We start from the raw sequence: 16,088 nt of genomic DNA, 5'->3' as shown, positions 1-16,088 counted from the left end.
TTTAACGCGCACGTTCAAGCTGTGAGGCGAGCAATTGGAATATAATTTATTGCTTCTTGCTGCTCGCGCTTTACATGACAGCCACATCGCAACTTTAACCCGGGGTTGAGGCGGTTGTATACGAACAAGAATTTAAGTATTCGCAATATTTGAAAGCGTTAACAACTTTATAATTTCGGGTGTTTTTTGAATTCGTTTTCAATTATTGTTGACGTTCAAATTTGGTTGAGCATAATAATCCTCATACCCCTGTTGATATATTCGGTACAGTACTGGCAGTCCCATTTGTTTCAGCTGATTAATATACTGATCCCATTCTTTATCTACAGTTGAATTCATAATCCATTCCGCAAATTTCTCATCGACCAGTTTAAATATATCTGATTTCGCCAAGGCCATTTCATTAAGCGCCTCTGACGAAAATTTAATCATCGGATAGATGTCCACTGGTTTAGGTTCATAAGCTTTATAGATGCTGTCCAATTCTCTTCGTATCGTTACCGCAGGAGGAACAATCGTTTTGTTCTCCAATGATTGCGAAAAGTAAAGCGGACCATTATCCACGAGAGCATTCGTCCATTGCTGTGTATCCTGATCACCTTCTGGAGCGGGTACTATGGTATATATGCCGTCAGATTCCTTAGCCACATAATCAGGCATGGAGCCGTAATAGCCTTGGATCGAATTTTCCTCAGAGTAGAATTGATCAATCCATTGAATGGTCTCAACAGGATGCGGATTAGCTGTTGTCATGCTAAACAGATTGGTTGTTATTCTTACGCGAGAAGGACTCATTGGCCATAATGGCGCCACATTACTACTGCTGCGCAGCGGTGGCAAAGCCACATATTCATCGGCCCATTTACCAACGCGATCTGTTAATGACCAGCCGAAGGTCACACCAACCGTTGCCACATCATCTTGTTGCGCACTTGCCTTCATTCCTGAATAATCTTGCGTGAACACGTCAGGGTTGATCAGCTTTTCCTTCCAGAGCTCTGCCAGGTAAGAGACTAAGCTCTTATATTCATCACTCTCGAACAAAAATCGGATCTGCCCTTTCGTCACTCCGATCATCTCCTCGGTGAAATTATCTGTCACTCCATAAGCCCCTAGTAAACTGGTCACACTAAATAGACCTCTGCTCCCCAGACTTCCTCCAGCACCTGCCCACCAGTCCATTCCAAGCTCATCCTGCTTCCCGTTGCCATTGGGATCTCCATTGCGAAAGGCGGTTAATACCTCGCGCAATTCTTCCAGCGTAGTCGGTTCTGTCAGTCCAAGCTTATCCAGCCATTTCTTATTAATCATCAAGACATTATAGCTATCTGTATTAATCGGTCTTACACCGGGAAGAGAATACATCTTCCCATCCGGAAATGTACTCACCCGCTTGGTTTCGGGAACTTCTTCAAACATTCTCTTGATATTCGGGGCATATTTATCGATATATTCACTAAGGTCTACGAATTTATCTTTATTCGCGATGATATCCTGATCGGTCAATCCAGCCAAAAAAGCATCAGGCAATTCTCCGCTTGTCAGAGCAGTGCTTTTCGCTTCTTCCCATCCGTTACGTTTCTGCATCCAGTTCACATGAATTTTTGCATCAGAAGCGATGCGATTCAAATAAGGAATATCCTGAAGATTCTTGGATAGCTGATGTGTAGGTGTCATCACGCTAATCTGTACCCTGTCTAGCGGCTCTACATTGCGCTCTGTAGTATGTTCAGACTCATTATTCGCACTGCATCCCTGGAGCAGTATAATCACCGGTAGCATACACACACATATAACCCATCGTCTCATTCCTCGCATATTGAATCCCCCCGTATCTTATATCTGCAATAGACAAGAAGATATTCACTTGTTAAACAATCTGAATTGCCCAGGTGTGACTCCTACATGTTTTTTGAAGGCGCGAATAAAGCTGGAAGGGTTAGTGTAGCCTACCCTGCCTGCAATCCAATCAATAGTTTCATCGGAATGAATAAGCAGCTGCTTCGAATGATTGATTCGGCGCCCATCCATAAAGTCTTTAAAGTTCTGTCCGGCGTTCTTCTTGAAATAGTGGCTAAAATTCGACACCGACATCCCAAAGTGATCGGCAATAGCTTGTAGTGAGAAGTTGATATCGAACTGATTCTCTTGAATATATTTAAGCACTTCATCCAATGTAGCTGCCTTAGAGGAAGTATGCGTACTAGCCATCAATTCACATAATATATCCGCACTTTTCTCTAAAATCTCAGTGATCTGGGCTACCGTAATACGATTGTGAAACGATGTAATCCCAAGCTGCTCCATATTCTCCTGATGCTTTAAACGAATCAGATTGTTTAATATAATGGTCGAGATATTTACAAATACAGCCCGAATCATATAGGGAGGCGTTCGATCATGTTGCAGAAACTCAATGAGTCGTTGAACTGTTTTCTGCACTTCGGTGACATCACCCGTCATGATGAACAATTCCAGCGATTGAATCGTTTCAGCCGGATAAGGTACAGGCTCATTCCGCTGCTGCATCAGATCATGAAAGGACAGGATGGAATCTTCATTCTTGATGCGTAAATGTTCGACTGTTCTAAGCGCATTAATATAAGAAGCATGAAATTCGCCTGGGTTATCAACGGTATTTCCTATTCCGATCACAAGCTTAGCGCCGGTAACCAATTCAATCTCAGCCTGCAGCTTCATGAACATCTCCCGTAATGCTTGCTCCGCTGTGTGTGTGGAAATAAATAGAATATCATCATTATGAATACTCCGAATAAAATACCCTTCCATTGCGTCCTCGGGCTGTAATTTAACGCTCTTCACAATTTCAAATACTTGCTCGATATCTCCAATCACATTGATGACCACAGTCGTGCATTTCGCATACGTAAAGGTGATGCCATAGGACTTTGCCTCAAGCAGCATGTCTTGAAGTGAAGAGTACTGTCCACTTATGATTTCATACAGAATATTATCACGTAACTTCGGAACGATACTTTGGACATTCCGGTCTAATTGCTCTTTTGACTGAAACAGGTTCTGGATCGTGGAGCGTATAATATCAAACTCATTGCCGCCACTTTCCGTGTTGCCTTTAAATGCATGCCTGGAGAATTGGACAAGGGACTTAATCGGGGCATAATTATTACGGATGGATAAATAGATGATAATAATCTCAGTAAGCAGGATGGATATAACGAGAATAATTGTGTTGCGCTGCGTTTCCTTCGTCTCCATTAGTACCGATTCCAGCGGATTCATGCTTATGTATTTCCAGCCATTCTGCTTGGAAACGGTCTGGGAGGCAATATAAGCATCTCCGTCATAATCCATTTCACCGCCTGATGGTGATGCTTGCAGCTGCTGAATAAATTGCTTGAAATTCGCCTCATGCAAATCATCACGATGGTTGAGTGAAAAGATAGGGGTGTTATGTTGATCAAGAATGATGAAATCTCCTGTATAGCTATTAGACACTGACTTCATCATTCGCTCGATCGTATCATGCCTGATCATATAGATGACGCAGCCTTCGGATTGGTCGACACCTAGAGGAAGAGGAATCATCACCGTAATCATCTTAACGCGTCCTTCGCCAAGAATGGCAACATCCTCTGAAGGGCGAACTTGAATAGAGTTGATTACATTGATCTCTTGGTTGAACTGCTCTTGACTCCAAGACGTATATACATAACCATTCTTAGGATTCATAAAGCGCTCCAACTCATAGATATACCCTGTACTTGAGAACAGATACCCACTTTGTTTGATATATAAGAAAGTATCATTCAAGAGGGTATCTGTTGTTTTGTATTTCTTCATCTCATTAGCCACGACGTATCGCTGGTATGCATCATTTTTTAATAAGGATAATTTGATTTCAGGATTAGCTACAATCGAAGTGGGGAGAGAATAGATTGGCCGCATAAACAGATCCATACTGCTGGCTACTTGCTCGGTAATATGTGTATTCCAGTCCAATATTTTATTCTTCACAATTGAATTGGAATATGGATAGTAATAAAAGATAATAACAGAAAGCGGCAGCAACAAGACAATAATATATGAAAGTAGAAATTTCCATAAAATATTTATTTTAAATTTACGCATTTTTACCTCCATAATCATAATCACTGAGGAGTAGCACTGGGATGTGCAGCTATACTAAGTTCATCTGTCCTTCCTGTATCTCAACATCGTCAACCGAGGATTTCCAATCTTATCACTCCCACTTGTTAGATTTAGGCTGAATAAGGAATGTTCCAAACAAGATTTATGTTTTTGTTAATCATTTAATAAATCTACATATGAATACGGTTACATCGCTAAATTAGCACATGCATTGGCGATTGTAAATACCGAAACGGTATTCATATAAACTTATTTATATTTAATTAAATTAAATCTGCAATGCTGTAGCTTTCATGTTGAGAAATTCACACTGGAGAATGGATTGCTTAACAAGAAGCTACTTATCTTTATGGAGTGATATTCTCCCGACATTCAAAAGTCTTTGTGCCATAGGGACAACGAGGAAGAGTCGTCATATTGCCCTTCCCCTACCCATATATATAATATGAACTACATTGATCGACCCATCTATATGAAGCCAAACCCCATTTCGTGAGGGTTTATTCAGGTTGGATCTACAGAATTATAGGAGGGAGCACAGAATCATGCCAAGCGAAGAAATTAATGCGTTGGAGCGGGCGATTGCTGAAATTACTGAAATAGCTACTGGCTTCGGCTTGGATTTTTATCCCATGCGTTATGAAATATGCCCAGCAGATATTATTTATACATTCGGCGCTTATGGAATGCCAACACGATTTGGTCACTGGAGCTTCGGAAAGACGTTTCACAAAATGAAATCCCAATACGATTTCGGGCTGAGTAAAATATACGAGCTCGTTATTAACTCCAACCCTTGTTATGCCTTCCTGCTTGATGGGAACTCGCTGATTCAGAACAAACTGATCGTAGCTCACGTGCTGGCACACTGCGATTTTTTCAAAAATAACATGCGATTCTCTATGTCCAACCGGGATATGGTCGAGAGCATGTCAGCTACAGCGGACCGAATCGCCGGTTATTCAGTGACCTACGGCACCGATGCTGTGGAGAAGTTCATTGATTCGGTACTGGCCATTCAAGAGCATATAGATCCCAGCCTCATTCAGCCGCGCAAGCTGGGTAAGACCCATCTGCTGGAAGCCAAAATGAAGGAACTCAAGGATGCCCCTCTGGGTGGCTCCAAACCAGCCAATCCGTACGACGAGTTATGGAATCTAGACAAGAGCAATTCTGGACCACAGGAAGCATCATCCGGAAATCGTGCGTTCCCACCTGAGCCGGAAAAAGATATCGTCTGGTTTATCCAGCAATATTCCACCGTCTTGGAGGATTGGCAGCGAGACATTATGACCATGCTCCACGATGAAATGCTCTACTTCTGGCCACAAATGGAGACGAAGATCATGAACGAAGGCTGGGCTTCGTACTGGCATCAGCGTATCGTCCGTGAACTGGATCTAACGGTTGAGGAAACCGTAGAATACGCTAAACTAAATTCCTCCGTCGTGCAGCCTTCACGGCAAAGCCTGAATCCATACTATCTTGGTCTAAAAATCTTCGAAGACATCGAACGCCGCTGGGACCGTGAGAAAATATTTGAGGTTCGCGAGTTGGAGTCCGATACTTCTTTTATTCGCAGCTATCTGTCCAAGGAACTGGTGAACGACCTCGATCTTTATGTTTTTGAGAAAAAAGGCCCGGAATGGAAAATCACCGACAAAGCATGGGAAAATGTACGGGATCAACTGGTGCTCGCTCGAGTCAACGGCGGCTCTCCTTACTTAGTTATAGAGGATGCCGACTTCGAGAAGAATGGCGAGCTATTTATAACCCACCGCTACGAAAGCATCGAGCTGGATCTGAAGTATTTGGAGCGCACGCTCCCGCATATCTATTCGTTATGGGGTCGGACCGTTCATCTACAGACCGTTGTGGAGGACAAAAAGGCGCGGTTCTCGTATGATGGCAAGAAGGTACAGCGGAAGTTTATTTAGGGGTTAGCTTTACGAAGGCCCACAGAGCATCAGCGCTCTGTGGGCCTTCTTCATTTTAGTTGTTATGTTATTACCACTCTGGTAAGGGCACTATTATAACGACTGGACCCGGGTTAGACTTCCCATCAATAACCGTGAAATTAGTTCCGATAAAGGTGGATATTTTGTTCGTTAGATTTAAATGGGACATTACTCTATAGTTACCATCAGGTAAATAAAAATCAAATTTGCCATCAATCATTGAAACAGTTAACTGAAAAGTAGATCCCGACTCCGTACTAATCACAAAAAATAATCCGTCTGCTAAGTTCGATCCATCTGAATAGGTTAAAGTACCTGTAATATTTTTTTGAGGTAATGCTATATGGATTGAAACCGGACTAGTCTGCTCCTTCCCTATTGTAATAGGAAAGCTTAGCGGTGTTTGATTTTGATTCAAATCAGTAAATGTATTAACTTCATATGACCCCTCCGGTAAGTAAAGGTTAAATTCTCCATTTTTTACTTGGAAGAAGTTTTTAGTAGCAGGCTTCTCGGAACCAGTGCTAACAAGGCCGAGCCATCCATTTACCTGTGATCCCTCCTCAGAACTAATTGTCCCCGTATACTTCTTTGGCACTATAATATTTAGTAGATTCGGTTCAGGTTGGTCATTTGCTATTATAAAAGAATAATTTAGTCGTATTTGCTCTATGCCGCTAGATAAATTAATTAATTGATAGGCACCTTCAGGCAAAAACAAGGTAAATATTCCTTGGTAAATAGCTGCAGTGAAAAAGGACTGGGAACCATCTACATTAGTCTTATATACGGTTATAGATCCATTTGTTATAACACTTCCATCCGCATTTTGAACACTACCAACATATGCTTTAGGTATCGTAATTGCCAACGGACTTGGGATCGTCTTACCGTTAATCACCGTGAACCTATAATCTATTGAAATTCTATTAGCGATATTATTGACGAAAAAATTATCTGCCTGGTAGTTACCGTCAGACAAATACAGGCTATACTCGCCCTCTAGAACCTGTGCGAAATAACCTGGAACCTCTGGACTATCTGTTCTATGCACCATAAGTGTTCCTGAAGGTACTACTGATCCATCTACCCTAGCGATAGTCCCAGTAGTCTTAAGAGGAATTATTATAGCAAGTTGACTTGGGTCAATCTGACCATTAACAATCTTGAGTTTATAATTTAGTGAGATTTGCTCTTTGGTTTCATTATTAATCTGATTAACTAGATATGTTCCATCCGGTAAGTACAAAGTAAATCCACCTTCTACTATTTGTGCATTGAAAATAGCAGATACATTGGGCTCTATCCTTGAAATAGTTAACGAACCGTTTCTTACTGAAGTACCATCATGAAACTTAACACTACCTTGATGTCCTTCTGGGATTACAATATCAAGCGAACTAGGGTCAGGCTGTCCATTAGATACTTTGAAAATATAATATAACGAAATCTGCTCCGATGAGTTTAAATCAGAAACCTCTGTAATTAGATAATCTCCATCATGTAAATTAATATTAAATTTCCCGTCAATCACCATTGTTCCGTAACCAATACTCATATCATTTTCAACCTTTTTCAAAGAAAGAATGCCCTCTTTAAATAATTTCTGACCATCTGCACGTGTAACTGTTCCAAATACATTATTCACTGGTCCCGGCGTGCTTGTTGGTGCTGGTGGTGTCACTTCAGGCGTAAATGTCGGCATTGGAGTTGGTAATGGAGATACAATAGGCGTTGGCGCTGGTGTTGGTGTTGGTGTTGGTGTTGGTGTTGGTGTTGGTGTTGGTGTTGGTGTTGGTGTTGGTGTTGGTGTTGGTGTTGGTGTTGGTGTTGGTGTTGGTGTAGTTACCGGTGTCGGTGCCGGTGTTACCGTTGGTACCGTTCCCGTTCCCCCCGGTGATGATCCGCCTGGCGAACCAGAAGAACCAGATGTTATTCCTGCAGGAGCCTGTGTAGGCGTTGATACTGATCTAGTTACACCGTTAATAGTTATGCTCACATTTGAAGATACATCTTTTCCAACTTCTAAATTACGTGGGGCTTGTTCCATAATAATTCCGAGTGCATTTATAATTGCATGAACAATCGTCCCATTCCCTACAACATTCGTACTAGCGTTCAGAATCAAAGTTTGAATACTCACTCCATTAGCAGCTTCAATAGTTGCCGCAGATTGAACCTGAAGCTTATCAATAACTGTTGAACCTATAGCAACAATTCTAATCGTCCCTATCTTCTTATCAACAATCACTGAGGTTAGTCTAACATTTTCGAACTGAACACTGTGAGCTCCCCCACCTTTAACCGTAGTAATACCGTTAACCGTGACATCTTTTAACAATATATCTCCCTCGGCAATTCCTTCTGCGAGTAATAAGTTACCCGTGATCGTCATGTTTCTTAGTGTTACATTAGGAGAGTTAATAACTACGTCTCCGCTTACTTTCTCATTCCCTGTTAAAGGACCATAAGTACCCGCTATATCGTACGAGAGGCTTCCTATAGAAGCTTCATTCTTGATCGTTAAGGATCTGTCCAAGATTACGATAGCCTCTGCACGAGTAGCAAATGATTCTGGATGAAAGGTGTTATCCGCATATCCCGACATTATTCCTTTATCGTATACAGACCCTATAGCCCCTTTACTCCATACAGGACTAGCTGATGTGTCGATAAACTTATTAGTTGAATCTGAAGAAGACAGTGCAAGTAATTTACTAATAATCACCGCAAATTCTTGTCGTGTGACCTTCTTATTAGGCCCGAATGAACCATCTGAATAACCTTGTATGTATCCTGCCGCATTCGCCACTAGAAGACCTGAATAATACCAATCTGAAGCTTTTACATCTTTAAAAGAATGCTCCTCTGTCTTAACAAATCCAAAAGACTTATTGATTAGCACAACCAATTCAGCTCTTGTAATCGAATGATCCGGTTTAAAATCCCCGTCTGGATAACCTGATACTAGTCCTTTCTCCATCCATTTCGTAATTTGCGCTTCAGCCCAAGTCCCTTGAATATCAGAAGCCTTACTTGCAAAAATCGTACCGAAAGGTAATGAGGTAAGACAAACAATAAGCATGAATACGATAGTTTTCTTTAATAAAACCTGTTTAGTAATCACTTTACTCCTCCTATTTATGTATAAAATGAACTACAGATACTTCTAATCCTTTAACTATTAGTTCAATAGTGCTAGAGAATTCATAGCGATCATATCATACTGTTTTTTACATAGGTGTCTTATTTTGTCGATCATGATATGTTGTTTTCTTGTCTATTAGATCCGCTCCAGATGCTTCTATTATTAGCACGTTAAAAAGCCCGCAGCGTATAACCCGCTGCGGACCTTCTTACGTCGACACCCCGTATCGACTGAATAATTGAACTTTGCAAATGCTGCTGAGGTAAAAGTAACGTAGGGGAAGTTTGGAACTGTAGGAGCGTAGCGTTCGCCTTTGTTTCTGGATTTAATCCGCTAAGGAATAATCAATAAATTCAGAGACAACAGCGACCGAAAGTCCAAACATTCCCCGAAGTTACGATCATCACCGAGCAGCATTTGCCCTTACACATCATTCGGTCGATTTTTTCACAGGAACATAAATCTCCATCACCGTATCCGGCCGCGAATGGCAGCGTTCGTCATAGAATTCGAAATCCAGCTTACTGTCATCATAGAAGTAGCCGCTGTCCTTAAACCATTCTTCGAAGATATACTTCCAAGTGCTTTTTATAACCTGTGCAAACTGTATTTGCTCTGTATCCGTTGAAGTATCCACTGGCGGCGTTGTGAACACAGCATATTCGGCTTCCGGCACATCCATCGTCAGCATATCCTTTTCCACCTTGGAGTAGTCCTCTACAATAACACCTAGAAGATAGGTGGCATTGCCATTATCCGAGGAAGGAATACACAAACCGACTTCTCCGTGTTTAGGCGGATTTAATATTTTATACATTTTAGACTCCAGATTCTCACCCTCATAATGACTCCAAAAAGAAGCAATATCCTTAGTGTACATACTTCCTGCAACATTAGTTTGGATCCCATACCCAGCGACCTTAAATGCAGGCTGGCGAACAATAACAGGGTTCATTATAAAACCTCCGATTTCAAATCGTGTTTTTCCTTTAGTAAATCCGTCCATCCGTGCGGCATACTGTGTCGGGCTATAGCCAAAAGCCTTGCGAAAGGCCTTAGTGAATCCACTTTGTGTCTCAAAACCATAGTCCAGCGCAATATCAATGATTCTTCTACCGGCAAACAATTCAATTGACGCTAAAGATAATTTCCGGCTCCGCACATATTCCATCACGGACATTTCCTTGCATAAGCTGAACACTCGGCAAAAATGATACACCGAATATCCAACCTCAGCGGCTATTTCTTCCACAGTTATATTTTCTTTGATATGAGCTTCAATATATTCAACACATTTCTCTATATCTTTACTGTAATTCAAGTGCAGCACCAGCCTTCCCCCGTACGGTGATTTCATTATATCAACTGCAAGCGAGGAGGATTGTTCCTGTTTTGCTGAGCTGTATAATTAACTGTACAACAACAAGAGCTTGTCCCACTAATGAAATGCATCGCCCCCATTAGCTTACGGACCCAGATGACGTTATTGGCAAACATATGGCCTTTTGAGCGGAGTTTCGGACTCCAGTGCAGCTATTACTCAAAAAGCAGCTCATATTTAGTGCTTTTCCTACTAATAGCGTCTATGGAGTCCGATAACCTTCGAATGTGTTTAAAATCAACCTTTAGGGTCACCTGTGTCCTTTAGCAGCTCCGAACTTTCTACATAAAACAACCAAATTAGTCAGATGGGGGGCGGGGCGTTAAGATCAACATAAAGAGGGTAAAAGGAGGAAGATAAAAAAATGAAAGGGCAAAAAAGGGTGCCCCATAGCCATTTTCATGGCTTTTGGAACACCCACGTACTTTAAAGGAACTCTTTTTACCGATTAAGCAGACTTCCCACATACTTCAGCAGCTCATTAGCGCAGATGGGGCAATAGTGATGCCCATCAATCAGTCTAGCGCACACCTCATTGATCCGTTTGAGCTGACTTTCATCCGGCGTTTTGGACGAGGTGGTGATTTTGACGATATCTTTGAGATCTGTGAATAGCTTCTTCTCAATTGCTTCCCGCAGGCGGTCGTGGTTGTTGTACTCGAATTTCTTCCCTTTGCGTGAATACGCGGAAATCCGGATCAGGATCTCTTCACGGAACGCTTTTTTCGCATTCTCTGAGATACCAATTTGCTCTTCAATCGAACGCATTAACCGCTCATCCGGCTCCATCTCCTCATCCGTCAACGGATCGCGGATTTTAGACCAATTGCAGAAGGCTTCGATATTATCAAGATAATTCTCAAATAATGTCTTGGCGGACTCCTCAAAGGAGTAGACGAAGGCCTTTTGCACTTCGCTTTTAGCTAAAATGTCATATTCTTTGCGGGCAATGGAGATGAAGTTCAAATAACGCTCCCGCTCCTCTTTTGTAATCGATGGATGCTGATCCAGTCCGTCTTTAATGGCCCGCAGGACATCCAGTGCGTTCATGCACTGCAGATCACCTTTGATCAAAGCGCTGGAAATCCGGTTGATAACATACCGTGGATCTATTCCGGACATGCCTTCATCCAAATACTCCGTTTGCATCTCTTTGAGATCTGCTTCTTTGTAGCCCTCGACCTCTTCCCCATCATACATCCGGAGCTTTTTGATCAAATCCATGCCTTGTTTTTTACTTTCTTTCAGACGGGTCAGGATCGAGAAAATAGCAGCGGCACGCAGCGCATGCGGCGCAATATGCACATGGTTCATATCACTCTGGGCGATCAGCTTCGCGTAGATTTTTTCCTCTTCCGACACTCTTAAGTTATACGGAACAGGCATGACAATCATACGGGACTGGAGCGCTTCATTCTTTTTATTAGAAATAAATGACTTATACTCGGTTTCATTGGTGTGAGCGATGATCATTTCGTCCGCACTGATCAGCGCGAACCGGCCAGCCTTGAAATTGCCTTCTTGTGTCAGTGATAGCAGGTTCCATAGAAATTTTTCGTCGCATTTGAGCATTTCTTGAAATTCCATCAGTCCACGGTTAGCTTTATTGAGCTCTCCGTCAAAACGGTATGCACGTGGATCAGATTCCGAACCAAATTCAGTAATGGTCGAAAAGTCGATACTTCCTGTCAAATCGGCGATATCTTGCGACTTCGGATCGGATGGACTAAAGGTACCAATCCCTACCCGCTCTTCTTCTGACAAAATGACACGAGTCACTTTGACCTGCTCAATATCTCCCGCATATTCATTTCTCAGCCGCATCTGGCAAGACGGGCACAGGTTGCCCTCAATACGCACACCGAGCTCCTTTTCAATCTCTGGACGAAGCTCCAGGGGGATCAAATGTAGTGGGTCCTCATGCATCGGGCAGCCCTCTATTGCATATACCGCACCCGCATCGGTCCGCGAGTACTGTTCCAAACCACGTTTTAGCAGCGTGACTAGGGTCGATTTCCCCCCACTGACAGGTCCCATCAATAACAGAATCCGTTTACGAACATCTAGCCGGCGTGCTGCAGAATGAAAATATTCCTCCACTAACTTTTCGACTGCACGATCAAGTCCAAAAATCTCCTGTTCAAAAAACTTATAACGTTTGCGTCCGTTTATGTCCTCTACGCCATGCGACTTGATCATGTCATAAACGCGGGAGTGTGCGGTTTTAGCGGGAGAGGGGTCTTTTTTCAAAAGTTCTATATACTGCTTGAAGGTCCCGCTCCACGCCAAACGGTCGTTCTCAGCCCGATACGAAGCTATTCGCTCAAAAATATCCATTGCTCGCTGCCTCCTCTTGCGCTCCTACTTGCTCTCCTATAGCGTTAAAAAGTGTATTACATACCTATGCGGCAAGCGCGGAATAGTTGACCTCTTTTTTGCTGTGCTATAATAGAGAATCATAAAATCGCAGTAAAACCTTAATGGAAACCCGAAAATAAAGGGCTACGGGAGTGACACTATGGCGGTACGACATGAAACGGAGCTGTATGCTCCTTTGAAGGTTTTTTTTGAAAAGCAAGGATACAGCATCAAGGGAGAGGTTCGGACTTGTGATTTGGTGGGTATTCGTGAGGATTTAGAGCACCCTCTAATCGTAGAGATGAAAAAATCGTTCAACCTCGCCTTGCTCCTGCAAGGCGTGGAACGGCTAAAGCTCAGTCCTACGGTCTATCTCGCAGTGGAACGTGTCCGTGATAAAAAAGGGGCGGTGAACCAGCGCTGGGGCGAGCTTAGCGGACTGTGTCGCCGTCTTGGTCTCGGGCTGATCACCGTTGTTTTTTATAAGACCAAAGCCCCGCTGGTCGAGGTGCTCGTAGAGCCGGACGAGAAGCCTCCTGCGCAGCGCAGCAACAAGCGGCGGCGCGAGCGCCTGCTCTATGAGTTCCGCGAGCGCAGCGGAGACTACAACATCGGCGGCAGCACGCGCGTCAAGCTCGTGACAGCCTACCGCGAGAAAGCGCTGCGTGTCGCGCTTTCTCTACAGGCAGCGGAGGCGGAAGCCGCCGTCGCTGCCGAGAAGGCCGCTGCGAAGGCTTCGCTCGCAGCGGGCAAACGTGCAGCGGCGAGCACCGCTGCACAGGCTCCGGCGCTGAGCTCAGCGCCGGAGGGGCGTGCTGCCGGGGACACGGCAGCACGGGAGGCAGCGGCGGCTGGCACGCGAAGCGGTGCCCCTAGCGCTGCCTCAAGCGCCCGCTCGGCCGGGATCTCTCCGGCCGAGCTGCGGAAGCGTAGCGGCGTACCGAACGCCGCCGCTATGCTGCAGCACAACTACTACGGCTGGTTCCACCGTGTCAGCCGTGGGCGCTATACCCTGACTCCAGCCGGTCAGGCCGCGCTAGTGGAATACGCCGCTATCACTGGCGGCGCCGCCTCCAATAGTCATCACAGTAATTAGCTTGCCTATACTAAATAAAAAATTCTTTCAACTTCAAATTTTTGCTGGAGCCTTTATCTTTTTCTCTGCTTTTGATCTTTCACTAGGACTTTTATCTTTTTCTCTGCTTTTGATCTTTCACTTCGATTTTGATCTTTCACTTCGATTTTGATCTTTCACTTCGTTTTTGATCTTTCACTTCGATTTTGATCTTTCACTTCGATTTTCGTCTTTTAATCAGGTTCTAATCATTTACTCGGACTTTAAACTTATTATTCTAATGCACACGTAACAATGTCTAGGTAACATCAAAAAGCATCCCATCGACGGGATGCTTTTTGTGTTCCAATCCGTTAAGCCATAGAAACAGAACTTACCTTCGAAGCATTAATCTCAAGGGGAGAAGTTGGATTAAGGGGAAATCATCCCTATAATTCCTCAATATACGCGCTAAAAACCGAGATATAGGGATTTCCTCCCTATAAATGCATAGATTGCTCCATAAAAAGGGCTTTTTCCGAAATTTATAGAGAGAGATTCCCTATAATCTCCATTCCAGAATATAAATCAGCCAGTTATAGGGAGAAATCACCTATAATGACCTCCCCCGCACTCTACTCCTTGCCTAATGCACCACTCTGTCCTTTATGACTTCCAGGGTGTGTCATACATTGATCTGCCAGTTCATCTGCCCACACTTCTATCTGCGCATATGACCGCTCATCAACCTGTTCGTTACTTTTATACGTCCGATCCATCAGATTCCTTAATCAGCACCCACCTAACTCCGAGCCGTGAACTCCTTAACCGCCTCGCTCATCAGATTCATGCCGAGTAACAGCTCATCCCGGCCGGGATGGCTGAAGTTAAGACGAATGTGATTTCCGCTGCCATCGACACTACATAACGGTCCTGGCAAAAATGCCACTCCCTTACCTAGCGCACATTTTAGCAGTGCCATAACATCCATTCCCTCCGGTGGAGATACCCATAGAAACATACCTCCTGACGGCAGGTCGTAGGAGCTTCCCTTCCAAGCTGAACGTTTTAGCAGTTCAACCATTAATTTCAGTCGGGTGTTATATTCTCGGTTCAGCTGCGCAATATGCTCACGAAGATCAAAAGCGGTCACATCCAACAAATGATGCAAGAGCCGCTGATTTAATGCGCTCGATTGCCAGTCTGCCATCTGCTTGGCAGCAGCCATCATCCCGATCACTTCCCGGCTGCCTGCAGCCCAGCCCGTCCGCAGCGCGGGCGCAACGGTCTTACTGAACGAACCGATATATAATACGTGTCCGCCATCACTTATATTTTCCAGCGCATACAAGGATGGATATCTTGTGGCCCAATGTTCACCATACTTCTGGAAATGTAAATCACCATAAGAATCATCTTCTACAATCAGGATGTTATAAGCGATACAAAGACCCAGCACCTCACGCCGTCTCTCTAAGCTCCATAGGATACCACTTGGATTCGTAAAGCTTGGTGTTGCGAACAGCATCTTAGGCTTATGCAGTTCAATTTGCCTCCGCAAATGATCTGGATGAAGCCCATCCAAGTCACCCTCTACGGGAATAATGATGGCACCCTGCATCCGAAGAGTTTGCAAGAATCCTGGAGATGTCGGATTTTCTACTAATACACGATCTCCCGGGTCAATATACACCCGCGATAACAAATCAATCGCTTGCTGGCTCCCCGTTGTTAGCAGAACTCCACCCTCGGTAACAGTTACCCCTTTTTCTCTGAGCCAATCCCCGGCAAGCCACTCCCGAAGTGGACCATACCCTGCAGGATCACCATATTGAAGTGCTCCTGCATCTGCAGATATCACCGTAGAGGCTGCTTCGGCAAGCAGCGATAATGGGAACAGTTCTTCCGCTGGTAATTCTTCAGCAAGCGATATCATGGAGCTTCTCCGTGTTTGGGTGCGAATACTTAGAAGCGGTGACGATAGCAGTGTGTGCGCGCGAGCAGAAAATTGGTAAAGCATGCGAAATCCCCCTTCCCTAGTACCAAGTAGAAATGGCT

Annotated in this window: 9 protein-coding genes; 2 read left to right on the top strand and 7 right to left on the bottom strand. The window is 43.9% G+C overall.

Translation table 11 applies throughout. The features are described 5' to 3' along the window. Positions 1-198 precede the first annotated feature (198 nt). A complete protein-coding gene (locus MHB64_RS08490; protein WP_094870425.1) occupies positions 199-1,818 on the bottom strand; it encodes an extracellular solute-binding protein in 1,620 nt (539 codons plus the stop codon). A 45-nt stretch (positions 1,819-1,863) separates the two neighbouring features. Continuing rightward, the gene (locus MHB64_RS08485) at positions 1,864-4,110 is read right to left on the bottom strand and encodes a helix-turn-helix domain-containing protein (protein ID WP_179281602.1); all 2,247 of its coding nucleotides are present in this window, start codon (positions 4,108-4,110) and stop codon (positions 1,864-1,866) included. Between the two features lie 566 nt (positions 4,111-4,676). On the opposite strand from MHB64_RS08485, the gene MHB64_RS08480 reads away from it, so the two are divergent. Next, on the top strand, positions 4,677-6,068 hold the full coding sequence (locus MHB64_RS08480) for a SpoVR family protein (protein WP_341134145.1): 1,392 nt from the start codon (positions 4,677-4,679) through the stop codon (positions 6,066-6,068). 70 nt (positions 6,069-6,138) lie between these two features. Here the strand turns inward: MHB64_RS08480 and MHB64_RS08475 are convergent, their stop codons facing one another. From MHB64_RS08475 to MHB64_RS08465, 3 genes are all read right to left on the bottom strand, one after another. After that, positions 6,139-9,216 carry an S-layer homology domain-containing protein gene (locus MHB64_RS08475; protein ID WP_341134144.1) on the bottom strand — a complete coding sequence of 1,026 codons (3,078 nt, stop codon included), beginning with the start codon at positions 9,214-9,216 and terminating at the stop codon, positions 6,139-6,141. Positions 9,217-9,667: 451 nt separating this feature from the next. Beyond that, complete coding sequence (locus MHB64_RS08470) at positions 9,668-10,594, bottom strand: AraC family transcriptional regulator (RefSeq protein WP_256990042.1); 927 nt, start codon at positions 10,592-10,594, stop codon at positions 9,668-9,670. A gap of 465 nt (positions 10,595-11,059) precedes the next feature. Continuing rightward, entirely contained in the window at positions 11,060-12,955 is a 1,896-nt protein-coding gene (locus MHB64_RS08465; RefSeq protein ID WP_094874370.1) for a PrkA family serine protein kinase, read from the bottom strand. 181 nt (positions 12,956-13,136) lie between these two features. Here MHB64_RS08465 and MHB64_RS08460 point away from each other — a divergent pair, with 181 nt between their 5' ends. Further along, a complete protein-coding gene (locus tag MHB64_RS08460) occupies positions 13,137-14,072 on the top strand; it encodes a DUF2161 family putative PD-(D/E)XK-type phosphodiesterase (RefSeq protein ID WP_341134143.1) in 936 nt (311 codons plus the stop codon). A 593-nt stretch (positions 14,073-14,665) separates the two neighbouring features. Here MHB64_RS08460 and MHB64_RS08455 read toward each other — a convergent pair. Further along, complete coding sequence (locus tag MHB64_RS08455; protein WP_341134142.1) at positions 14,666-14,809, bottom strand: hypothetical protein; 144 nt, start codon at positions 14,807-14,809, stop codon at positions 14,666-14,668. A 23-nt stretch (positions 14,810-14,832) separates the two neighbouring features. After that, positions 14,833-16,050 carry an aminotransferase-like domain-containing protein gene (locus MHB64_RS08450; RefSeq protein WP_341134141.1) on the bottom strand — a complete coding sequence of 406 codons (1,218 nt, stop codon included), beginning with the start codon at positions 16,048-16,050 and terminating at the stop codon, positions 14,833-14,835. Positions 16,051-16,088: the final 38 nt, after the last annotated feature.

The organism is Paenibacillus sp. FSL K6-2859, assembly GCF_038008265.1.
GTDB classification, from domain to species: Bacteria; Bacillota; Bacilli; order Paenibacillales; family Paenibacillaceae; genus Paenibacillus_AQ; species Paenibacillus_AQ nitricinens.
Note: the sequence above shows the minus strand (reverse complement) of the source record. Positions and strands in the feature narration are given on the sequence as shown.

Excerpts from the sequence above, each read along its gene's own strand:
- MHB64_RS08465 (WP_094874370.1), bottom strand. The coding sequence starts at position 12,955 with ATGGATATTTTTGAGCGAATAGCTTCGTATCGGGCTGAGAACGACCGT.
- MHB64_RS08485 (WP_179281602.1), bottom strand. The coding sequence starts at position 4,110 with ATGCGTAAATTTAAAATAAATATTTTATGGAAATTTCTACTTTCATAT.
- MHB64_RS08490 (WP_094870425.1), bottom strand. The coding sequence starts at position 1,818 with ATGCGAGGAATGAGACGATGGGTTATATGTGTGTGTATGCTACCGGTG.
- MHB64_RS08455 (WP_341134142.1), bottom strand. The coding sequence starts at position 14,809 with ATGGATCGGACGTATAAAAGTAACGAACAGGTTGATGAGCGGTCATAT.
- MHB64_RS08470 (WP_256990042.1), bottom strand. The coding sequence starts at position 10,594 with ATGAAATCACCGTACGGGGGAAGGCTGGTGCTGCACTTGAATTACAGT.
- MHB64_RS08480 (WP_341134145.1), top strand. The coding sequence starts at position 4,677 with ATGCCAAGCGAAGAAATTAATGCGTTGGAGCGGGCGATTGCTGAAATT.
- MHB64_RS08450 (WP_341134141.1), bottom strand. The coding sequence starts at position 16,050 with ATGCTTTACCAATTTTCTGCTCGCGCGCACACACTGCTATCGTCACCG.
- MHB64_RS08460 (WP_341134143.1), top strand. The coding sequence starts at position 13,137 with ATGGCGGTACGACATGAAACGGAGCTGTATGCTCCTTTGAAGGTTTTT.